General features: G+C 65.8%; 22 protein-coding genes. 15 read left to right on the forward strand and 7 right to left on the reverse strand.

Going from position 1 to position 19,245, the window contains the following annotated elements; all coding sequences use genetic code 11:
* Positions 1-45: 45 nt before the first annotated feature.
* Positions 46-627, reverse strand: coding sequence for a thymidine kinase (locus tag ACP156_RS12610; protein ID WP_425051684.1), 582 nt, complete (start codon positions 625-627; stop codon positions 46-48).
* 158 nt (positions 628-785) lie between these two features.
* Between ACP156_RS12610 and ACP156_RS12615 the strand changes: the two genes are divergently transcribed.
* The 5 genes from ACP156_RS12615 to ACP156_RS12635 all read left to right on the forward strand — a co-directional run bounded on the left by ACP156_RS12615 (position 786) and on the right by ACP156_RS12635 (position 5,151).
* A complete protein-coding gene (locus ACP156_RS12615) occupies positions 786-1,799 on the forward strand; it encodes a TRAP transporter substrate-binding protein (protein ID WP_425051685.1) in 1,014 nt (337 codons plus the stop codon).
* A 105-nt stretch (positions 1,800-1,904) separates the two neighbouring features.
* Positions 1,905-2,432, forward strand: coding sequence for a TRAP transporter small permease (locus ACP156_RS12620; protein WP_425051686.1), 528 nt, complete (start codon positions 1,905-1,907; stop codon positions 2,430-2,432).
* On the forward strand, positions 2,432-3,745 hold the full coding sequence (locus ACP156_RS12625) for a TRAP transporter large permease (RefSeq protein ID WP_425051687.1): 1,314 nt from the start codon (positions 2,432-2,434) through the stop codon (positions 3,743-3,745). Before ACP156_RS12620 ends, ACP156_RS12625 begins: the two co-directional genes overlap by 1 nt.
* Positions 3,746-3,812: 67 nt before the next feature.
* Positions 3,813-4,256, forward strand: coding sequence for an RrF2 family transcriptional regulator (locus ACP156_RS12630; RefSeq protein ID WP_425051688.1), 444 nt, complete (start codon positions 3,813-3,815; stop codon positions 4,254-4,256).
* Between the two features lie 4 nt (positions 4,257-4,260).
* Positions 4,261-5,151, forward strand: coding sequence for an NAD(P)/FAD-dependent oxidoreductase (locus ACP156_RS12635; protein ID WP_425051689.1), 891 nt, complete (start codon positions 4,261-4,263; stop codon positions 5,149-5,151).
* 4 nt (positions 5,152-5,155) lie between these two features.
* Here ACP156_RS12635 and ACP156_RS12640 read toward each other — a convergent pair whose 3' ends face one another.
* Positions 5,156-6,319: a HupE/UreJ family protein gene (locus ACP156_RS12640; protein ID WP_425051690.1), complete on the reverse strand. Its 1,164-nt coding sequence runs from the start codon at positions 6,317-6,319 to the stop codon at positions 5,156-5,158.
* Here ACP156_RS12640 and ACP156_RS12645 point away from each other — a divergent pair.
* Entirely contained in the window at positions 6,318-7,121 is an 804-nt protein-coding gene (locus tag ACP156_RS12645; protein ID WP_425051691.1) for a DUF4198 domain-containing protein, read from the forward strand. The genes ACP156_RS12640 and ACP156_RS12645 overlap by 2 nt on opposite strands.
* Here ACP156_RS12645 and yghX read toward each other — a convergent pair.
* Positions 7,118-8,014 (reverse strand): YghX family hydrolase, encoded by an 897-nt coding sequence (gene yghX, locus ACP156_RS12650; protein ID WP_425051692.1) that lies wholly within the window; start codon positions 8,012-8,014, stop codon positions 7,118-7,120. The two genes, ACP156_RS12645 and yghX, sit on opposite strands and share 4 nt — an antisense overlap.
* A 154-nt stretch (positions 8,015-8,168) precedes the next feature.
* Between yghX and parA the strand changes: the two genes are divergently transcribed.
* Positions 8,169-8,804, forward strand: a complete 636-nt coding sequence (gene parA / locus ACP156_RS12655; RefSeq protein ID WP_425051693.1) for a ParA family partition ATPase — start codon at positions 8,169-8,171, stop codon at positions 8,802-8,804.
* Positions 8,805-8,813: 9 nt separating this feature from the next.
* On the opposite strand, the gene ACP156_RS12660 is transcribed toward parA, so the two are convergent.
* Positions 8,814-9,185, reverse strand: a complete 372-nt coding sequence (locus ACP156_RS12660; RefSeq protein ID WP_425051694.1) for a hypothetical protein — start codon at positions 9,183-9,185, stop codon at positions 8,814-8,816.
* A gap of 585 nt (positions 9,186-9,770) precedes the next feature.
* On the opposite strand from ACP156_RS12660, the gene ACP156_RS12665 reads away from it, so the two are divergent.
* Positions 9,771-9,953: a hypothetical protein gene (locus ACP156_RS12665; RefSeq protein ID WP_425051695.1), complete on the forward strand. Its 183-nt coding sequence runs from the start codon at positions 9,771-9,773 to the stop codon at positions 9,951-9,953.
* A 525-nt stretch (positions 9,954-10,478) separates the two neighbouring features.
* Positions 10,479-10,643, forward strand: coding sequence for a hypothetical protein (locus ACP156_RS12670; protein WP_425051696.1), 165 nt, complete (start codon positions 10,479-10,481; stop codon positions 10,641-10,643).
* Positions 10,644-10,713: 70 nt separating this feature from the next.
* Here ACP156_RS12670 and ACP156_RS12675 read toward each other — a convergent pair whose 3' ends face one another.
* On the reverse strand, positions 10,714-10,920 hold the full coding sequence (locus tag ACP156_RS12675) for a cold-shock protein (RefSeq protein ID WP_275634029.1): 207 nt from the start codon (positions 10,918-10,920) through the stop codon (positions 10,714-10,716).
* Positions 10,921-11,199: 279 nt separating this feature from the next.
* On the opposite strand from ACP156_RS12675, the gene yciA reads away from it, so the two are divergent.
* The 3 genes from yciA to ACP156_RS12690 all read left to right on the forward strand — a co-directional run bounded on the left by yciA (position 11,200) and on the right by ACP156_RS12690 (position 12,866).
* Positions 11,200-11,583 (forward strand): acyl-CoA thioester hydrolase YciA, encoded by a 384-nt coding sequence (gene yciA / locus ACP156_RS12680; protein ID WP_425051697.1) that lies wholly within the window; start codon positions 11,200-11,202, stop codon positions 11,581-11,583.
* Positions 11,584-11,681: 98 nt separating this feature from the next.
* Positions 11,682-12,158 (forward strand): DUF2938 domain-containing protein, encoded by a 477-nt coding sequence (locus ACP156_RS12685; RefSeq protein WP_425051698.1) that lies wholly within the window; start codon positions 11,682-11,684, stop codon positions 12,156-12,158.
* Between the two features lie 171 nt (positions 12,159-12,329).
* Positions 12,330-12,866 (forward strand): REP-associated tyrosine transposase, encoded by a 537-nt coding sequence (locus tag ACP156_RS12690; RefSeq protein WP_425051699.1) that lies wholly within the window; start codon positions 12,330-12,332, stop codon positions 12,864-12,866.
* Between the two features lie 344 nt (positions 12,867-13,210).
* Here ACP156_RS12690 and ettA read toward each other — a convergent pair whose 3' ends face one another.
* On the reverse strand, positions 13,211-14,866 hold the full coding sequence (gene ettA / locus ACP156_RS12695; protein ID WP_425051700.1) for an energy-dependent translational throttle protein EttA: 1,656 nt from the start codon (positions 14,864-14,866) through the stop codon (positions 13,211-13,213).
* 381 nt (positions 14,867-15,247) lie between these two features.
* Here ettA and ACP156_RS12700 point away from each other — a divergent pair, with 381 nt between their 5' ends.
* The gene (locus ACP156_RS12700) at positions 15,248-15,469 is read left to right on the forward strand and encodes a hypothetical protein (RefSeq protein ID WP_425051701.1); all 222 of its coding nucleotides are present in this window, start codon (positions 15,248-15,250) and stop codon (positions 15,467-15,469) included.
* Positions 15,470-15,648: 179 nt separating this feature from the next.
* Here the strand turns inward: ACP156_RS12700 and ACP156_RS12705 are convergent, their stop codons facing one another.
* Entirely contained in the window at positions 15,649-16,533 is an 885-nt protein-coding gene (locus ACP156_RS12705; RefSeq protein ID WP_425051702.1) for a bifunctional helix-turn-helix transcriptional regulator/GNAT family N-acetyltransferase, read from the reverse strand.
* Between the two features lie 116 nt (positions 16,534-16,649).
* On the opposite strand from ACP156_RS12705, the gene ACP156_RS12710 reads away from it, so the two are divergent.
* Together ACP156_RS12710 and ACP156_RS12715 are read left to right on the forward strand one after the other, a co-directional pair.
* Positions 16,650-18,587 carry a cytochrome c3 family protein gene (locus tag ACP156_RS12710; RefSeq protein WP_425051703.1) on the forward strand — a complete coding sequence of 646 codons (1,938 nt, stop codon included), beginning with the start codon at positions 16,650-16,652 and terminating at the stop codon, positions 18,585-18,587.
* Positions 18,588-18,634: 47 nt separating this feature from the next.
* On the forward strand, positions 18,635-19,237 hold the full coding sequence (locus tag ACP156_RS12715; RefSeq protein ID WP_425051907.1) for a nicotinate-nucleotide adenylyltransferase: 603 nt from the start codon (positions 18,635-18,637) through the stop codon (positions 19,235-19,237).
* The last annotated feature ends 8 nt before the right edge of the window (positions 19,238-19,245 follow it).

Below are 19,245 nucleotides of genomic sequence, written 5' to 3' on the forward strand. Positions count from 1 at the left end.
GGGGAGCACGAGGGGCTGGCCCCTCGTTCCGGCCTGCGCCGACGCTCAGCCGTCGCCCACGGCTTCGCGCCAGTGCTTGCGGCACAACGAAACATAGGTCTCGTTTCCGCCGATCTGCACCTGCGCGCCGTCGCGCAGCGTCTTGCCCTCGGCGTCGCGCCGCACCACCATCGTCGCCTTGCTGCCGCAGTGGCAGATCGTGCGCACCTCGCGCATCTCGTCGGCCAGCGCCAGCAGCGCCGACGAGCCGGGAAACAGCTCGCCCCTGAAATCCACCCGCAACCCGTAGCACATGACCGGAACGCCAAGGTCGTCCACCGCGCGGGCCAGTTGCCAGACCTGTTCCTTGTCGAGGAACTGCGCCTCGTCCACGAAAACGCACGCGATCGGGCCTTCGTCCAGCCGGGCGGCGATCTTGGCGAACAGGTCTTCGCCCGACACGAAGGTGTCCGCCTCGTCGGCGATGCCGATACGGCTGGCGATCCGGCCTTCCCCGGCGCGGCGGTCCATGCGCGCGGTCAGCAGGTAGGTCTGCATGCCCCGTTCACGGTAGTTGTAGGCAGCCTGCAGCAGGATCGTCGACTTGCCGGCGTTCATGGTCGAGTAGTGGAAATACAGCTTTGCCATATGCGTCCTTTGCCCCGAGGACGCACGCCGTGCAAGCGTGCGGGGTGCCGCAGGGGCGGAAACGCTTGATTTTCGCCCCGTAGGCAGGCACGAATAGTTTGCACGGAAAGTTTCCGGCCGCCTTGGGAGGGGCGGTTCTTGCACTGAGGGAGGACAAATTGAAACACTTCGTTAAGACCGCCGCGGCGGCCTGCGCGCTTGCTGTCACGTCGCTGGCGGCGCAGGCGGCCGACGTCACGCTCACCATCTCGTCCTGGGCGCCGCCCACGCACGGAATGAACGCGATCACCTGGCCCGAGATGATCCGCCAGATCGAAGAGGCGACCGAGGGTCGCGTCACCGGCGAGATCAAGTACGGCCTCGCGCCGCCGCCGGCACAGTATGACCTTGTGCTGGACGGCGTGGCCGACATCGCGTGGATCTTCCACGGCTACACCCCCGGCCGCTTCGTCACCACCAAGCTGATCGAACTGCCAGGCTACACCGGCAACGCCGAGGCCGCCTCGGTGGCCTACTGGCGCGCCTATGAGCAGTATTTCGAGGAACTGGGCGAGCACAAAGGCGTCGAGGTGATGGGCCTCATGACCCATGGCCCGGGCGTGGTGCACACCAACGCCGACGTGACCTCGCTGGACGATCTCGCCTCGATGAAGATGCGTATCGGCGGCGGCGTCGCGAACATGGTGGGCGAGGCACTGGGCGTCACCGGCATCAACGTGCCCGCGCCCAAGGTCTACGAAACGCTGGCGTCGAACGCCGCCGACGGCGTGATGATCCCGATGGAGGCCAAGGACAGCTTCAAGCTCTTCGAGGTGGCCAAGAACACCTACACCGTGCCCGGCGGCTTCTATCGCGGTTCGTTCGCGATGATCATGAGCCCCTTCGCGCTCGACAAGGTGTCTGACGAGGACCGCGCCGCGATCGAGGCGCTGTTCGGCGAGAACTTCAGCCGGATGGGCGGCAAGATGTGGGACACCATCGACGCGACCGGCATGGAGGCGCTGGAAGCGGCGGGCGACAACACCCTGCGCGAGGCCTCTGCCGAGGACGTCGCCAAGTGGGAAGAGATGACCAAGCCGATCATCGACGCCGTGGTGGCCGAGGTGAACGACACCGGGGTCGACGCCGAAGCGGCGCGCGCCTTCATCATGGAAGAGATGGCGAACTACTGACCATCGCGCCGGCGGGCCCCGACGGGTCCGCCGGTTCGGACCGCTCTGGCCCGCAGAGGCCGGGCGGCGACCTAGGGGGCGGTCAGGTGACAGGAGGGGGACGCAATGGCCGAGACCGGTGACGGAGCAACGGGGTTTTCCCTGCGCCAGCCCGACATCTGGCATTACATCGCGGTGGTGCCGACATGGATCGCGGCCATCGCGCTGTTCTCGCTGATGTGCATGACCTTCGCCGACGTGCTGCTGCGCTCGGCGCTGGACAATCCCATCGAATACGCCTCGGAACTTACCCGCATCTTTCTTGCGGTGATCGTCTTCGCCTCGCTGCCCGCGGTCTCTTGGAACGGCGGGCACATCGTGGTCGACCTGATGGACCCGCTGTTCTCGCGCCGCATGGCGCGGGTGCGCGACGTGCTGATCGACCTTGCTTGCGGCATCTTGCTGTTCTGGCCCGCGATGCGGGTGCTGGACCTTGCCGAACGCTCTCGCGAATTCGGTGACGTGACCGAATACATGGGCTTTCCTCAGTTTCTTGTCGGCTGGTTCATCGCCGCCTTCACCGCGCTGACCGCGGTGACGCTGATTGCCCGCGGGGTGGCGCGGGTGTTCTTCCCCACGAAGGTTCCCAACTGATGCTGGCCTCGGTCATCGGCCTCGGCGCCGTTCTCGTTCTCGTCTTCCTGCGGATGCCCATCGCCATCGCGATGGGGCTGGTGGGCTTTCTCGGCTACATGGACGAACGCGGCTTCCGCGCAGCGATCTCGATGGTGGGCCGGCTGGTCATCGACACCGCGCAGGACTACGGCCTTTCGGTGGTGCCGCTGTTCATCCTGATGGGCCTGTTCGTGTCGCGCGGCGGCCTGTCGCGTGAACTGTATCAGGTATCCTACGCCTTCCTCGGCCACCTGCGCGGCGGGCTGGCGATGGCGACGATCTGCGCCTGCGCCGGGTTCTCGGCGATCTGCGGCTCGTCGCTGGCGACGGCGGCCACCATGTCGAAAGTCGCGATGCCGCAGATGCGCAGCTATGGCTACAACGACCGCTTGTCGACCGCCTCTATCGCGGCGGGCGGCACGCTGGGCATCCTGATCCCGCCGTCGGTGATCCTCGTGATCTACGGGCTGCTGACCGAAACCTCGATCGGCAAACTGTTCATCGCGGGCGTCGTGCCCGGCATCCTCGGCGTGCTGCTGTATCTCGTCGCGGTGAAATACACGATCACCGTCGACCCCGAGGCGGGACCGGCGGGCGAGAAATCCAGCTGGTCCGATCGCCTTGCCGCCCTGCGCGGCGTCTGGGCAGTGCTCTTGCTGTTCTTCCTCGTCATCGGCGGCCTGTACGGCGCGCTTGATATCTGGCCGGTCTACCTGACCTTCTCGCCGACCGAGGCCGCCGGGATGGGCGCCGCGGGCGCCTTCCTGATCGCCCTGTCGCGCGGCTCGCTGTCGTTCCGCATCGTGGTGCAGGTGCTGGTCGAAGCCGCGCATACCACCGCCTCGCTGTTCGCGGTGCTGATCGGCGCGTGGATCTTCTCGAACTTCGTCAACCTCGCGGGCCTGCCCGAAGCGCTGCGCACGGCGGTCCAAAGCCTTGGCGTCGCGCCGCTGGCGGTGATGCTGATGATCCTGCTGATCTACGTCGTGCTCGGCTGCGTCTTCGAAAGCCTGTCGATGCTGCTGCTGACGGTGCCGATCTTCTTCCCGCTGGTCACCTCGCTTGGCTACGACCCCGTGTGGTTTGGCATCATAGTGGTGGTCGTCACCGAGATCTCGCTGATCACCCCGCCAGTCGGACTGAACGTCTTCGTGCTGAAAGGCGTGGTCGGAGACGTGTCGACCGCGACGATCTTCCGGGGCGTGACGCCGTTCTGGATCGTCGACATCATCCGCCTCGCGCTGCTGGTGCTGATCCCGTCGCTGGTGCTGTTCCTGCCGAACTCGATGTAGACCGGTCGAATGAGCCTGATACGTGCCCGGCTTGCAATCCGGGCCGAATCGTAACATACAAAGTTACATGAAACGGGACAGCCGTCTTTCCTCCGTGCTCCACGCGCTTTTGCACATGGCCGACCATGACGGTCCCATAACATCCGAAGCGCTCGCCTGCTGCATGAGCACCAACCCCGTCGTCGTGCGCCGGACCATGGGGCTTTTGCGCAAGGCCGGGATGGTGTCGTCGGAAAGGGGGCATTCCGGGGGCTGGCGGATCACCGGCGACCTGAACCGGATCACCCTGCGCGACCTGCACGATGCGTTGGGCGAACCGGCGGTCTTCGCCATCGGCAACAAGACCGAAGCCCCGGAGTGCCTTGTCGAACAGGCGGTCAACGCCGCGCTCGATGATGCCTTCGCCGAAGCCGAGGCGCTGCTGCTGTCCCGTTTCCAGAACGTGACCCTCGCCGATCTGGCCGCGGACTTCTCGCGGCGTTTCGCGGAAAGGCGACAGACGAAGGACTGACTTGATGACCTACGACGTGATCGTCGTCGGGGGCAGCTACGCCGGAATGGCAGCCGCCCTGCAGCTTCTCCGTGCGCGCCGCAGCGTACTGATCGTCGATGCCGGCCAAAGGCGGAACCGCTTCGCCAGCCACTCGCACGGCTTCCTTGGACAGGACGGCGCGGACCCGTCCGCGATTGCCGCCGAAGCGCGGGGGCAGTTGATGGCGTACCCGACCCTGACTTGGCTGGACGGCACCGCAACCGCTGCCGAGGGCACGCTCGACGCCTTCACGGTCGCGGACGAACACGGCACCCGGCACACGGCGCGGCGGCTGCTGTTCGCCACCGGTGTGAAGGATGCGCTGCCCGCGATCGAGGGGCTTTCAGAGCGCTGGGGCCAAAGCGTGTTCCACTGTCCCTACTGCCACGGCTACGAGCTGGATCAGGGCGCCATCGGCGTAATCGGCACCGGCCCCGCGTCGCTGCATCAGGCGCTGCTGCTGCCGGAATGGGGACCGACCACCTTCCTGACCAACGGCGCCCTGTCGCTGACCGGCGAAGACCGTGCCGAGCTTGCCAAACGCGGCGCGAAACTCGTGGAAACCCCCATCGCAAGGCTCGACGGGGCGGCGGACGTGGTGCTGACCGATGGCAGCACGCTGTCCTTTGCGGGGCTCTTCACCGCGTCGGTGGTCTCCCCCGCCACGGACCTGCCGCGGGCCATGGGCTGCCACGTGGAAGAAAACCCGATGGGGCAGATGCTGGTGACGACGCCAATGAAGGAGACCACCGTTCCCGGCGTCTATGCCTGCGGCGATCTCGCCCGCATGCCGCACTCGGTCTCGCTGGCCGTGGGCGACGGCGCATGGGCCGGCGCGATGATACACCGCGCGCTGGTGTTTCCCGGAATGTGACCCCTCAGACCACCCGTTCCACGAACCAGAACGCGCCGATCAGGGCGATAAGGACCGAGGCGGGGATCGCGATCCTCGCCCGGTACCACGGCTTGCGGCCGAACCAGTAGCCGACCGTCAGGAACGCCAGCGCGATCACCGTCAGCTGGCCCAGTTCCACCCCGATGTTGAACCCGATCAGCCGCGCGAAGAAGTTGCTGCCGCCGCCGCCCAGTTCGCCCAGCACGCTGGCGAAGCCCAGCCCGTGCAGCAGCCCGAACAGGAACACGACCGCCGTGCGCCAGACGCCAAGTTGCGGGCGAAGGATATTCTCGACGCCGACAAACACGATAGATGCCGCGATCAGCGGCTCTACGATCCCCGCCGGGATGCGCACGATCCCCAGCGACGCCAGCGCCAGCGTCACCGTATGCGCCAGAGTGAAAGCGGTCACCTGCGTCAGCAATGGCCGGAACTGCAACGAGAAGAAGAACAGCCCGAGCACGAAAACGATGTGGTCCAGCCCCTTGGGGATGATGTGCTCGAACCCCTGTACGATGAAGCGCGAGAACACCTCGCCTGCCGTTTCGGTGGCGGCGCCTGTGCGGGGCAGGGGAACGCTGACCTGCCCGCCTTCCAGAAGCGCGGAATAGGCGTCGTCACCCCCCTCGCGTTGCCGGATCACCAGCGGGCCGTAGGCGCCGACCCAGCCCACCGTCACATCTGATCCGTCATCCGGCAGGGCCGCCGCGATCAGCAGCGACGAATCGCGCGGCAGCGACAGATCCCCCGCTTCCGGGATCTCCAGCCGCCGGATCTCGGGCTCCAGCGGCGTGTCCCCGGCCATCAGAAGGAAACCGTCGCTCAGTTCCGGCCAGGCCGCGCGGAATGCCGCGTCCAGCTCGTCCGGGCCCATGGCGCGAAAGCGGTCATACCGGTCCGCCTCGGGCGCGTTGTCGGTGTCGTCCAGACCTTCCAGGTCGATCCCCGCCAGCATCGGCTCCAGCGTCAGCGACAGGAACACCTGCACCCGGTCCTGCTCGACCAGAACGTCGGAAATCGCCGGCCGGATCTCGTGCGCCGCCGCGCCACGCCCGATCACGATGGCGAGCGATAGGACCACCAAGGTTGACAGCCAACGCCACCGTGCCAGCTTGCCTTGCACGCCCTCGCAGAGGATACCAAACATGCGCCTATTACCTTCCTTGTCCGTCGTTCTTGCCCTGATGGCCGGTCCCCTCGGCGCACATGAGTTCTGGATATCTCCCGAAGACTATACGGTCGACCCCGGCGAGAAGATCAAAGCCGAGCTTCGTGTCGGGCAGGATTTCAAGGGGCCGGGCTATGCCTACATCCCCGAGAACTTCAAACGGTTCGAGCTTTGGGCCGGCGACGAACAGGTCGCGGTCGAGGGGCTGATCGGCGACCGGCCCGCATTGGCGACCGCCGCGCCGCAGGACGGTCTGGTCACCGTGGTTCACCAGACGCGGGACTACCTGCTGACCTACAAGGACTGGGAGACCTTCGGCCTGTTCGTCACGCACAAGGACGTCGCGTGGGCGCTGGACCGGCACATCGAACGCGGGTTCACCAAGGACGTCGTGAAAGAGCGGTACAGCCGCTATGCGAAATCGCTGGTCGCGGTCGGCGACGGCGCGGGCGCGGATCAGGAGGTCGGCCTGCTGACCGAGATCGTGGCGCTGGCCAATCCCTACACCGACGACCTGCCCGATGGCCTGCCGGTGCGCGTCCTGCTGGACGGCGAACCGCGCGCCGATGTGCAGGTCGAGGTCTACGCCCGCGCGCCGGACGACACGCTCACGATCACCAAGTACCGCACCGACGCAGAGGGCGTCGCCATCGTCGAGGTGTCTCCGGGCACCGAATACCTCGTCGATTCGGTCGTGCTGCAAGAGATCGAGCCAGAGGCCGAGAGCGATCCCGTCTGGGAATCGCTCTGGGCCTCGCTGACGTTTAGGATGCCCGACTAGCGCAGGTACTGGTCGAAGAAGCCCACCGTGCGGTTCCACGCCAGTGTTGCCGCGTCCTCATCGTAGCGGGGCGTCGTGTCGTTGTGAAACCCATGGTTGGCGCCGTCGTAGATATGCGCGGTGAAGGTCTTGCCGTGCTCTTGCAACGCCGCCTCATAGGCGGGCCAGCCAGCGTTCACCCGCTCGTCCAGCGCGGCATAGTGCAGAAGCAGCGGCGCCTCGATCATCGGTACGTCCGCCGCATCCGCTTGCCGCCCGTAGAACGGGACCGAGCACGCCATGTCCGGGTAGGCCACGGCAAGCGCGTTGCACACGCCGCCGCCATAGCAGAACCCGACCGCACCGGCCTTGCCGTTGCTGGCCTCGTGGTCGCGAACGAACTCGAACCCGGCGAAGAAATCCTCCATCAGCTTGCCGCCGTCCATCGTCCGCTGCATCTCGCGGCCTTCCTCGTCGGTGCCGGGATAGCCGCCCAAGGGCGACAGCCCGTCGGGCCCCAGCGCAAGATACCCCGCCTTCGCGACCCGGCGCACAACGTCCTCGATATACGGGTTCAGTCCCCGGTTCTCGTGTACCACCAGCACGGCGCCCAAGGGCGCGGCCTGACCTGCCGGTTTCGCCATCAGTCCTTCGATCTGACCGTGGCCGTCGGGGCTGTCGTAGGTCACGCGCATCGTCTCGATATCCGGATCGTCCGGATCGACCTGCTGCGCCAGCGCATAATTCGGCTGAAGGCTTTCCAGAATCGCGGCGGCGCTCACGCCGGCCGCCGCGTACTTGGTCGCGTTCGCCAGAAATTCACGTTTCGTCATCTTGCCATGCACGTATCCGTCGAACAGCTCCAGCAGGCGCGGATCGAAGTCGGATGCTTTCTTGCGGGCAGGTGCGGACATACTCGTTTCTCCCTGTGGGTGCCGTTGCGGCAGCCTAGGGGCGGCAGCGTGTCGCACATAATGAAACCTTCGTGTCCAAGGGTTGCTGCGGCGCAGCATTTCCCCTTGCATTCCGCTACGGAATAGCGCCTTTCTGGGCCAAAGGAGACACGCGATGTCCGGTCACGTACTGACGGTTGCACAGCAAAAGGGCGGCGCGGGGAAGACCACGCTGGCCATCAATCTCGCGGTCCGCTTTGCCGAAATGGGCAAGACGGTCGCGGTGCTTGATACCGACCCACAGGGCAGTCTTGGACGATGGTTCATGACCCGCCGCGAACGGATGGATGGCGAAGCGGGGCTCGAGTTCGGCACCGCAAGCGCCTGGGGCGTGTCCTATGAATGCGAGAAGCTGCGGCGCGAACATGATCTGGTCCTGATCGACACCCCGCCGAAAATTGACGCCGATCTGCGACCGGCGCTGCGCGAGGCGGATCTGGTTCTGGTGCCGGTGGCGACCAGCCAGATGGACCTTTGGGCCGTCGAAAGCGTGGTGGAACTGGCCAAACGCGAAAGCCGCGACGCGCTGATCGTCATGAACCGCGTCCCACCACGCGCACGCCTGACCGAGAAGATCACCGAGGAAATCGCGGAAGCCGGGCTGGAACGCGCAACGGCCGCCCTCGGCAACCGCGTCGCCTATGCCGAGGCGCTGGGCCGTGGTCAGGCAGCTTGCGAGTTTCGCCGGACAGGTCCTGCCGCGCAGGAAGTCGCGGCGCTCGCCGAAGAGATCGCGGGTCGGCTCGACTGAGGCGTCAGGTCAGACGCGGCGGTCGAGAATGCGCTGGTTCAGATAGGTCAGCCCGGCGCGGATCTGCACCGCCAACTGGCGCGAGACCGGATCCATGTGCATCACCCGTGCCGCGACACGTTCAAGCGCATGACCGTTGCGCATCTCCTCCATCCGCGCCTCGTAGCTGGCTGTGCCGATATCGGCTGCCACGACAAGGCGCATGAGCATCGCGAAATAGATGAAGAAGATCACGTGCCACAGCGGCAGATAGCGGCTTCGGTTCCGGACCCGGGCGACTTCAAGCCCGTCGTGGTTGAAGCTGACCACCGCCGAGGACCGGCGGTATTCCTGAGCCACGCGGGCGGGAAGGATGCTGAATGGTCTTAACAGGCGTGCCATTGCCGCTTCCTGTGCTGGATGCATGAATTGCCCCAAGGTTACTCGCGATCGGGGCCGAACTTTGGCGCAATACAGGGCCAGATTGTGGCACATCCCGCCGGAGTGGCGGCGTTTCCAAGGAGTTTGTTAACTTGCTTGGTACGATAAACCTGCTGCTTGCTTCAGATGGCGGCCCAGTCCGTGAAGCGGAACGGGATCGGGCGGGGACGCGGGCGGTTGGGGGCTTTCACCGGCTCGGGTTTCGGGGCGCGGTCGGCCATCTGAAGATATCTCCTCTCGGTATCGTTACGTTGGGTACCCAACGCGACACCGGCAGATTCGTTCAGGTTTTCTTGATCACGGCGTATTTCAGTCCGAAACATCGCTGTCGTTAGACCAAGACATCGCGGGCCTGGGGACAGCAGGATCGGCCCGAAATTCGGTCGAGCAAGAAGGGCGCCCGCATTGCTTGGAACGCGCTGAAATTCACCTCTCGAAAGGCCTGCCCGCATTCGGCGACATGCCGCCGCGATGGAAGCCGTGGGGAACCCGGCGCGGCCAGCACCGTTGGTGTTGCAACACACGAACGAACTGGAGGATGCACCAATGTCGCTGAAGAGATTCGCCAAGAAGGCGCTCAAGACCTACGCCCGCTCGAAAAGCCGGTCGGCTCATAGCCACTCGGCACGGCCGGGCGCCTATCACCCCGGCGTGCGCCGGTCCAACCCGAAGGCCGCCGCCGCGAACGCCGCGGTCCGCGAAGTCGGCAAACTTCTGAGGGGCCGCTGACCCCCGCGAAACCGCGCCCGGGCAACCAATGGTCCGGGCGCGGCTCGATATTCTTAATGGTCTTTAGATACTGGCCCAGTCCTTGAACTCGACAGGCGAGGGCAGGGGTTGCTCCGGCGCCTTCTCCGGGCGCGGCTTCCGAGCGGTATTGGTCACGTCGATAGGTCCTGTGTTTCACTGCCTGCGTGGCGGCGGCGCGGATGTAATCCCGGGCGGTGATCCGGTCAATCGAAGCTTTCGTGCGCTAAGCCGGAAAATGCCGCAGGCGGAAACCGAGTCGCCCTCCGATCCCCGCAGCCCCTTGTTTTCAACGTGCCGCAGCCGTTCGCCGCTCGCGAAACGGTTGCAGATATTTCATTGCTTTCACGATGAACGACCGGGGCTGGCGCGTTTCGCCATGGATTCAGGGCCTCACGGCAACGCTACTGGTGCGATCGGACAATTCGGGACGACCTGCCAAACTGTTGCCGCAATCAGGCGCGATGACGGCCGTGTAAATCACGGAAACAATCGGGGGTGAGCGCCATGACTAAGTGGAACTTCGAATCCGAAGATCAGGATCCGAAACAGCACTGGGGCTCCTGGAAGCTGCAGCGCGATAAAAAGAAAATCCAGTTGAACAACTACCTGTCGGCGGGTGTCCTGCTGCTGGCGACGGTCGTCGTCGTCGTGCATCAGGGTGTGATCTAAGCCTGACGGGATTTCACTTTGGGGAAGGGCGGGCCAGACGGCCCGCCTTTTTGTTTTCGAGCTGCGAGGCTCAGGCGAGGGCGAGTTGAACCGCGCTCTCGCGGCCGTCGCGGCCAGCTTCGATTTCGAAGGTGACCTTCTGCCCGTCGGCAAGGCCGGTCAGGCCCGAGCGCTCGACGGCCGAGATGTGCACGAACACGTCGCGCTTGCCGCCTTCGGGCTCGATGAAGCCGTAGCCTTTGGTGGTGTTGAACCATTTCACGGTGCCGGTGGCCATCGTGATATCTCCCGTTTTAGATGCCGCCCGCAGAATGCGGCGGCTCGGCTCAGTCAGTGCAAGATCGAACTGGCGGCCGGTGACGGAAGACAGGGTCGATAGAGGTAACAGTCGCACCCGGGCATATGCGCGGTTTGCGTACAAAAATCAAGCACGGCGTGCACCGTGCGATGTGCGGGATCGGTCGTGACCCCGTCTCTCGTGCGCCAAATCGCTCTTGCCACGCAGGCCCGTCGCGGGGCATTCCACCCGAACCGCATACGGCACGAGGACCCCCCGATGAGCGACACCGACCCCGATGGCGAACTGACCCTCCGCACGCTGGCGATGCCTGCGGACACCAACACCTCTGGCGACATCTTCGGCGGCTGGGTGCTGAGCCAGATGGACATCGCGGGCGGTATCGTCGCCGGCGAGCGCGCGCAGGGCCGGGTGGCGACCGTCGCGGTGGACGCGATGAAGTTCATCCGCCCGGTAAAGGTGGGTGACGTGCTGTGCGTCTATTGCCGCATCCCGCGCGTCGGCCGTACCTCGATCGCGGTCGAGATCGAGGCATGGGTCAAGCGCGACCGCATCGGCGGCCGCGAAAAGGTCACCGAGGCGCTGTTCACCTTCGTGGCGCTGGATGCTGAGGGCAAGGCGCGCGAGGTTCCGACCGCCTAGCCGCCGCAAAGGTTTCGCGCGCGAAACAAACGTTTCGGCCCATTCCCTTCCCCGGCGTCGCGCTCTAGCCTGCGCGGAACCACGGGGAGGGGCACCGCATGCAGGCAATTCTGACGGGTATCGTGATGGGTCTGGCCGGGACGGCCGCGATGGACCTGTGGGCGATCGCACTGGCGCGCTTCGCCGGCCAGCCAAGACCGAATTGGGCGATGCCCGGCCGCTGGCTTGCCCACGCCTTCAGGGGCAAGCTGTTCCACGACGACATCGCCGCCGCTGCACCGGTAGAGGGTGAACTGCGGCTGGGCTGGATCTTCCACTACGCGGTGGGCGTGATCTACGGCGTGGTCTTCGCGGTGTTCGCAGGGTCCGACTGGCTTGCCGCGCCCAGCTTCCTGCCGCTTTGGATCTACGCTCTGGCAACCATCGCCGCCGGCTGGTTCCTTCTTCAACCCGGCATGGGTCTGGGCTGGGCCGCCGCGAAGACACCCAACCCATGGAAGGTGCGCGGTCTGGGTCTGGTGGCGCACACGGTGTTTGGGCTGGGAATGTGGGTTGGGGCGTTGGTTATGGCGTGATGGGGTAGAACCCCATCCTACAGGTGGCTACGGGTGGCGTGGCGGGGGGAACGCTGGTGGCGTAGGATGGGGTTTCACCCCATTGCGCCGCGGTGGTTTGGGGCATGATGGGGTAGAACCCCATCCTCCGGGGTTCACGGTCTGTTAAGTGTGTTCGGTCACCTTGCAGGGATGACCGCTTACCGGCGCGCCCGTATCGAAGGCGCGACTTATTTCTTCACCGTTTGTCTTGCGGCGCGGGGCGCGGCGACCTTGGTCGAGCATGTCGACGTCTTGCGCAGAGCCTATGTGCAGACGCAGTCTGAGCGGCCCTTCCTGAGTGTCGCGGCCGTGGTTCTGCCGGATCATCTTCATACGATCTGGACCCTGCCGGAGGGCGACGCGGATTTCTCCACGCGGTGGGGCGCGATCAAGGCGCGGTTCTCTCGGGATGTGACTGGAATGGGATTGAAGCCGATCCGACGGTCTCGGTCGAAAGCCGCGAAAGGCGACGCGGGAGTCTGGCAGCGGCGGTTCTGGGAGCATGTGATCCGGGACGAGCGGGACCTTTCGCTGCACATCCGGTATTGCTGGGGCAATCCTGTTCGGCATGGTCTTGTCGAGCGCGCGGTCGACTGGCCACATTCCTCGATCCACCGCGATATTCGGGCAGGCCGGGTCGAGCCGGAGTGGGCCGATATGGTGACGGTGGACGGTTTCGGGGAGTAGGATGGGGTTTCACGCCATCGCGTTGCGGGTGGTTTGGGGCATGATGGGGTAGAACCCCATCCTACGGGTGGAGGGTCGTGGAGCGTGACGGAGATGGCGTAGGATGGGGTTTCACCCCATCGCGCCACGGATGGTTTGGAGCATGATGGGGTAGAACCCCATCCTACGGGTGGCGAGACGTGTAGCTTGCCAGGGATAGCGTAGGATGGGGGTTCACCCCATCGCGTTGCGGATGGTTTGGAGCATGATGGGGTAGAACCCCATCCTACGGGTGGTGGACTGCATGCCGTTGAGCGGATGGCGTAGGATGGGGTTTCACCCCATCCCAACAGGTCCCGAAACCCTTACCGCGCGAACTTCTTGTACTTGATCCGCTTCGGCTCGACCGCATCGGGGCCGAGGCGACGTTTCTTGTCTTCCTCGTAATCCTCGAAGTTGCCTTCGAACCATTCCACATGCGCCTCGCCTTCGAAGGCAAGGATGTGGGTGCAGATGCGGTCGAGGAAGAAGCGGTCGTGCGAGATCACCACGGCGCAGCCGGCGAAGTCGACCAGCGCGTCTTCCAGCGCGCGGAGCGTTTCCACGTCAAGGTCGTTGGTCGGTTCGTCGAGCAACAGGACGTTGCCGCCTTCCTTCAGCAGCCGGGCCATGTGGACGCGGTTGCGTTCGCCGCCCGACAGCAGGCCGACCTTCTTCTGCTGGTCGCCGCCCTTGAAGTTGAACGACGAACAGTAGGCGCGCGAGTTCACCTGCGCGTCGCCCAGTTCGATGATCTCGGCGCCGCCAGAGATCGCTTCCCACACCGTGTCATTGTCCTTCAGGTCGTCGCGCGACTGGTCGACGTAGGACAGCTTCACGGTGTCGCCGTATTCGACGGTGCCGCTGTCGGGCTGTTCCTGCCCGGTCAGCATGCGGAACAGGGTCGACTTGCCGGCGCCGTTCGGGCCGATGACGCCGACGATGCCGCCCGGCGGCAGCGAGAAGGACAGGTCCTCGATCAGCTGGCGGTCGCCGTAGTGCTTGTTCAGGCCCTCGACCTCGATGACCTTCGCGCCAAGGCGCGGGCCGTTCGGAATGACGATCTGGGCGCGGGTGATCTTTTCGCGCTCGGATTGCGAGGCCAGCTCGTTATAGGCCTGAATCCGCGCCTTGGACTTCGCCTGCCGGGCTTTCTGGCCCTGCCGCATCCATTCAAGTTCGCGTTCCAGCGTCTTCTGCTTCGACTTGTCCTCGCGCGATTCCTGTTCCAGCCGCTTGGCCTTCTGTTCCAGCCACGAGGAATAGTTGCCCTCGTAGGGAATGCCGCGGCCGCGGTCGAGTTCGAGGATCCAGCCGGTGATGTCATCCAGGAAGTAGCGGTCGTGGGTGACGATCAGGCAGGTGCCTTTGTAGTCGATCAGGTGCTGTTGCAGCCATGCGATCGTCTCGGCGTCGAGGTGGTTGGTCGGTTCGTCGAGCAGCAGCATGTCGGGCGCTTCGAGCAGCAGCTTGCACAGCGCGACGCGGCGCTTTTCACCGCCCGAGAGGGTCGCGACCTGCGCCTCGTCCGGCGGGCAGCGCAGGGCTTCCATCGCGATGTCGATCTGCGCGTCGAGGTCCCACAGGTTCTGGCTGTCGATCTCGTCCTGCAGTGCGGCCATCTCGTCGGCGGTTTCGTCGCTGTAGTTCATCGCCAGTTCGTTGAACCGGTCGAGCTTGGCCTTCTTGGCCGCCACGCCCAGCATGACGTTGTCGCGGACGTTCAGGCTTTCGTCCAGCTGCGGTTCCTGCGGGAGATAGCCGACCTTGGCGCCCTCGGCGGCCCAGGCTTCGCCGGTGAAGTCCTTGTCCATCCCGGCCATGATCTTAAGCAGGGTGGATTTACCCGCGCCGTTGACGCCGACGACGCCGATCTTGACGCCGGGCAGGAACGACAGGCGGATGTTCTCGAAGCATTTCTTGCCGCCGGGATAGGTCTTGGAGACGCCATCCATGTGGTAGACGTATTGATAGCTGGCCATTGGGGGAAGGCTCCGGTCTGCGTGTCGGGTTGGGCGGTGTGATATCCAAGCCGGGCGCAAAGGGCAATCCGGCGTTGCAGGGTTGGCCGCAGGCGATGGGCGTTGCCGAGATGTCGCGGGATTCCGCCGCCCGGGAGGCCGGGCGAGAAAGGTGTTGCCGGATGCGGACGGGCCGGGCTATGCGGACGTCACTGACCGGAAGACCCGGAAACAGGAGTACGACTTATGACCGCACGCATGTTTGCAAATATCGCTGGGGGCAACCCCTAAAGCGGCTTGCGGAATTAAGTCATTTTAACCCGGAGGCCGCCCTTTGACGCGGCCTTTTTCGTTTTCGGAATCCGGGTTTCACGGGCGGACCTCTCTACCAAGGAGAAAGTCATGCCCGTTGTTCAGAACAACATCGTCTACCTGCCCCTGACCCGCCGCGCCGGCCTGGTCCGGCTGTTCGCCCGCCTCGTGCGCGCGATGCCCGTTGAAGCGCCGCGCGTGCTGGCCGACGACGTGCCCGCCTACCTGCGGCGTGATGTCGGTCTTCCTCCGCCCATGACCGGGCGCGAGGCGTCGGGGCCGCCCGTTCACGGGCGGGTTGGCATCATGTGATGCCAGGCCCTCCGTTCCGGTCGTGTGCCGGGGCGGGGGGCTGACCTTCCCAGATTTTCGATCCAAGAGCTGAGGGTAGCGCCGACCCGCGGGGTGGCGCAAAAGCGCCGCCCCATGGGGGCGGGTCGGCGCTGCCCGGCGTTCCGCCGGGCGGGGCATCGGGTTGGTGGTGCGGCGGCCTACGACGCCGCCACCGTCTTCTCGAAAAACACGTCCGGATAGGGATCGTCGTTGTACCTCGGGATCTCGGTCCAGCCGGTCCTGCGGTACAGCGCGATCGCTTCCGGAAGCGCCGAATTTGTGTCGAGCCGCAGGATGCGGATGCCAAGGTCGCGGGCCGCGTCCTCTGCCGCCGCCATCAGGCGGTGCGACAGTTTCAAACCGCGCGCAGAGGGCGCGATCCACAGGCGCTTGATCTCGGCGACGTCCTCGCCCCAGCCCTTCAACGCGACGCAGCCGATGGGAAGCCCGTCGGACATGGCAATGAAGAACCCGCCGCGCGGCGGCACCATGTCGGCGGCGTCGGGGTCGCGGCTGAGGTTCACGTCGAACCCCTGCGCGAAGCGGCGGCCGAGTTCGGCGTAGTATTCACCAAGGCAATAGATCGCGTCCTCGCTGCGCGGATCGGCGGGGATCACCTCGATCCGGTGCTGGCCCAGCGCGCTGGCCACAAGGTCCATTGCCGCCAGCAACGCATCGGACCGGGGATGCGCCTTCAGCAGGCGTTCGGCCCGGCCGTCCGACAGGGCATCGTAGCGCGCGACCTCGGCCTCGCCCGTGGCGGTCAGGCGCGCGATGCGGCGGCGGCCGTCCTCGGGGTCGGGGGCAAGGGTCACCAGACCTTCTTCTTCAAGCCCCTTCAGCACGCGCGACAGCAGGCCCTTGTCGAGTTGCAGGAGATCCCGGATCGCGGTCACCTCGATACCGTCGCGGGTGACGGCGCACAGCACGCGCGCCACGCCAAGGGGACGGCCGCGGCCGAGATAGGATGCATCGAGCGCGCCGACCTCTACGGTGACGGCCCGGTTGAAGCGGCGGATGCGTTGGATCGGGGTCGGACTCATGATCGTTGACTTAGGTCAACTTAATGGACCCCGTCAAGACGGCCCGCACGGTTGTTGCAGGGCACGGGGCGCGTCATAAACTGGCGGATGAACGGGACAGGACGGAGACACGCGGCGTGACATTTGCCGCCATCGCGAAGCAACTGCGCGGCGCCGTGCTGGCGTTGACCGCCGCCGCCGGTGTCGCCGGTGTCGCCGGGGCGGGCGAGATCTACGGCATACCTGTCACCGAAGGGGATGTTCCGGGCTACGTGCCCGACGCCACCTGCGGCACCTGCCATGGCGAGATCGCCGCGCGGTTCCCGACCATCGGCATGGGACGGTCGTTCTACCGACCCTCTGCCGAGACGGCGATCGAGGATTTCGATGCGCCGCCGTTCTATCATGCACCCAGCGACCGACATTACCGGATCGACCTGCGCGACGGCGACTATTGGTTCAGCCGCTGGCGCGCGGGACCTGAGGGCGCGCGGCTTGACCTGTTCGAGCGGCGGATCGACTGGGTCGTCGGCTCGGGCAACCGGTCGCGGGTCTACCTGTACCGGGTCGAGAACGGCACGATGTTCCAGTTGCCGCTGGCCTGGTACTCGCAAGAGGCGAAGTGGGCGATGGCGCCGGGCTTCGAGTTCGCCGACCATCCGGGCGTGTCGCGGCTGGTGCGGCACCGCTGCATGACCTGCCACAACGCCTATCCCGAGGTGCCGCACGGCGCGGGCGATTTCGGGATGCCCGAGGTGTTCCCGGCGGAGTTACCGGAAGGCATCGGTTGCCAGCGGTGCCACGGGCCGGGCGCGGCGCATGTCGAAGCGGCGTTCGACGAGGGGATCTACGGCAGCGACCTCGACGCGGTGCGGGCGGCGATCGTGAACCCCGCCAAGCTGTCAGAGGATCGGGCGCGGGACGTCTGCTATTCCTGTCACCTGCAACCCAGCGTGCCCTTGCCCGCGACTTTGCGGCCCGGGCGCGGAGTTTACGATTTCCGGCCGGGCGAGGCGCTGGACGCGCATATTGTGCAGGTCGATATCGTCGACGCCACCCGCGCGCCGGACGCAAGGTTCGAGATCAATCACCATCCCTATCGAATGGAACAAAGCCCCTGCTTCATCGAAAGCGGCGGCGCCTTCGGCTGCACCAGTTGCCACGACCCGCACGGCAAGGCGCCAGTGGAAGAGCGGCAGGCGACCTACCGGGCGGTTTGCGCCGGCTGCCACGAGACGGCAGAGGTGCATCCCGACCTTGCGGCCGACGCGGACTGCACCAGTTGCCACATGCCCGCGCGCCGCCCGCAGGACGTGCCGGAGCTTTGGGTGACCGACCACCGCATCCAGTTGCCGCCCGAGACCGACCCGCTTGCGCCGCTGGACAAGCGGCCCGCCGAGGTGACCGAGGCGTTCCTGTATCACCCGCCTGCGGACCTGCGCCCCGGCGAAGCGGTGATCGCGCAGACCTTCAGCATCCTGAACTACACCAACAAGACGGCGGATCATGCCGCGGCGGCGCTGGGCCGCGTCTTGTCGGCAGAGGACCCGGCCGAATTCGAGCCGTGGCTGGTCTTCGCCGAAAGCGCGCTGCGGCTGGGAGAGTTCGAGACGGCCTATGCCGCGGCAGAGCAGGCGGCGCTGCTTGCACCGCACCACCCGGTGCCGGTGAAGATGATGGGACTGGCGAAGCTGCAACTTGGCGATCTGGACGCAGCGCGGGCGCTGACCGAGCGCAGCCTCGGGATGGCGGGCGACATGGCGGAGCAGCACCTGAACCTTGGTCTGATGCTGGCGCGGGCAGGAGATACCGAGGCGGCGCTGGCCTCGGCCCGGCGGGCGCTGTCGCTGAACGACACGATACCGCAGGCATGGCGGCTGATCGCGCGGCTGGCCGAAGCGCGTGGCGACCGCGCGGCGGCGGCCGAGGCGTATGAGGCGGCGCTGCGGATCGACCCCGGCGCGATGGCCGACCGCGAAGCGCTGGTGGCGCTGTTGCAGGCGCTGGGCCGCAGCGGCGATGCGCTGTTGCACAGGGCGCTGTTGTTGCGCGATATGCGGACGACGGCGGAGTGATGGAAGAAACCTTGCAGGACGAACAAGTCGAGCCGCGCTGGCCGCCGATGCGGTCGAACATTCCCTGGGCGCGCCCGGGGCTGACGGTCGGTCTGCTGGGCGGGTCGTTCGATCCGCCGCACGCGGGCCACGTGCATATCACCCGGCAGGCGCTGCGGCAGTTCGGGCTGGACCGGGTCTGGTGGCTGGTGTCGCCCGGCAACCCGCTGAAGGCCGAGGGGCCCGCCCCGCTGGCCCGGCGGATGGAGCGGGCGAAGACCCTGATGCGGCATCCGCGGGTCGAGATCACCGACCTCGAGGCGCAGATCGGAACGCGGTTCACCGCGCAGACGCTGGCGGCGCTGCTGCGGCTGTATCCCGGCGTGCGGTTCGTCTGGCTGATGGGCGCCGACAACCTTGCATCGTTTCACAAATGGGAACAGTGGCAGGAGATATTCGAGACAGTGCCCATCGGGGTGCTGGCCCGCCCCGGCGACCGGACCGCCGCGCGTTGCTCTGTTGCAGCAGCGCGCTACGTGAACCGCCGTCTGCGCGCCTCGCAAAGCAGACTGTTGCCTTGGGTGTCGCCACCTGCATGGTGCTTTGTTAATGTACCGATGGTAAATTTCTCGTCTACCGAGATCCGGGCGCGCGGCGATTGGGTGCGCTGAGGGCGGGT

It is taken from the genome of Psychromarinibacter sp. S121 (genome assembly GCF_049801035.1).
Taxonomy (GTDB): Bacteria; Pseudomonadota; Alphaproteobacteria; order Rhodobacterales; family Rhodobacteraceae; genus Psychromarinibacter.

Coding starts and splice junctions, on each gene's coding strand:
- ACP156_RS12610 (WP_425051684.1), bottom strand. CDS start 627: ATGGCAAAGCTGTATTTCCACTACTCGACCATGAACGCCGGCAAGTCG.
- ACP156_RS12620 (WP_425051686.1), top strand. CDS start 1,905: ATGGCCGAGACCGGTGACGGAGCAACGGGGTTTTCCCTGCGCCAGCCC.
- ACP156_RS12625 (WP_425051687.1), top strand. CDS start 2,432: ATGCTGGCCTCGGTCATCGGCCTCGGCGCCGTTCTCGTTCTCGTCTTC.
- ACP156_RS12630 (WP_425051688.1), top strand. CDS start 3,813: ATGAAACGGGACAGCCGTCTTTCCTCCGTGCTCCACGCGCTTTTGCAC.
- ACP156_RS12635 (WP_425051689.1), top strand. CDS start 4,261: ATGACCTACGACGTGATCGTCGTCGGGGGCAGCTACGCCGGAATGGCA.
- ACP156_RS12645 (WP_425051691.1), top strand. CDS start 6,318: ATGCGCCTATTACCTTCCTTGTCCGTCGTTCTTGCCCTGATGGCCGGT.
- ACP156_RS12640 (WP_425051690.1), bottom strand. CDS start 6,319: ATGTTTGGTATCCTCTGCGAGGGCGTGCAAGGCAAGCTGGCACGGTGG.
- yghX (WP_425051692.1), bottom strand. CDS start 8,014: ATGTCCGCACCTGCCCGCAAGAAAGCATCCGACTTCGATCCGCGCCTG.
- parA (WP_425051693.1), top strand. CDS start 8,169: ATGTCCGGTCACGTACTGACGGTTGCACAGCAAAAGGGCGGCGCGGGG.
- ACP156_RS12660 (WP_425051694.1), bottom strand. CDS start 9,185: ATGGCACGCCTGTTAAGACCATTCAGCATCCTTCCCGCCCGCGTGGCT.
- ACP156_RS12665 (WP_425051695.1), top strand. CDS start 9,771: ATGTCGCTGAAGAGATTCGCCAAGAAGGCGCTCAAGACCTACGCCCGC.
- ACP156_RS12670 (WP_425051696.1), top strand. CDS start 10,479: ATGACTAAGTGGAACTTCGAATCCGAAGATCAGGATCCGAAACAGCAC.
- ACP156_RS12675 (WP_275634029.1), bottom strand. CDS start 10,920: ATGGCCACCGGCACCGTGAAATGGTTCAACACCACCAAAGGCTACGGC.
- yciA (WP_425051697.1), top strand. CDS start 11,200: ATGAGCGACACCGACCCCGATGGCGAACTGACCCTCCGCACGCTGGCG.
- ACP156_RS12685 (WP_425051698.1), top strand. CDS start 11,682: ATGCAGGCAATTCTGACGGGTATCGTGATGGGTCTGGCCGGGACGGCC.
- ACP156_RS12690 (WP_425051699.1), top strand. CDS start 12,330: ATGACCGCTTACCGGCGCGCCCGTATCGAAGGCGCGACTTATTTCTTC.
- ettA (WP_425051700.1), bottom strand. CDS start 14,866: ATGGCCAGCTATCAATACGTCTACCACATGGATGGCGTCTCCAAGACC.
- ACP156_RS12700 (WP_425051701.1), top strand. CDS start 15,248: ATGCCCGTTGTTCAGAACAACATCGTCTACCTGCCCCTGACCCGCCGC.
- ACP156_RS12705 (WP_425051702.1), bottom strand. CDS start 16,533: ATGAGTCCGACCCCGATCCAACGCATCCGCCGCTTCAACCGGGCCGTC.
- ACP156_RS12715 (WP_425051907.1), top strand. CDS start 18,635: ATGCGGTCGAACATTCCCTGGGCGCGCCCGGGGCTGACGGTCGGTCTG.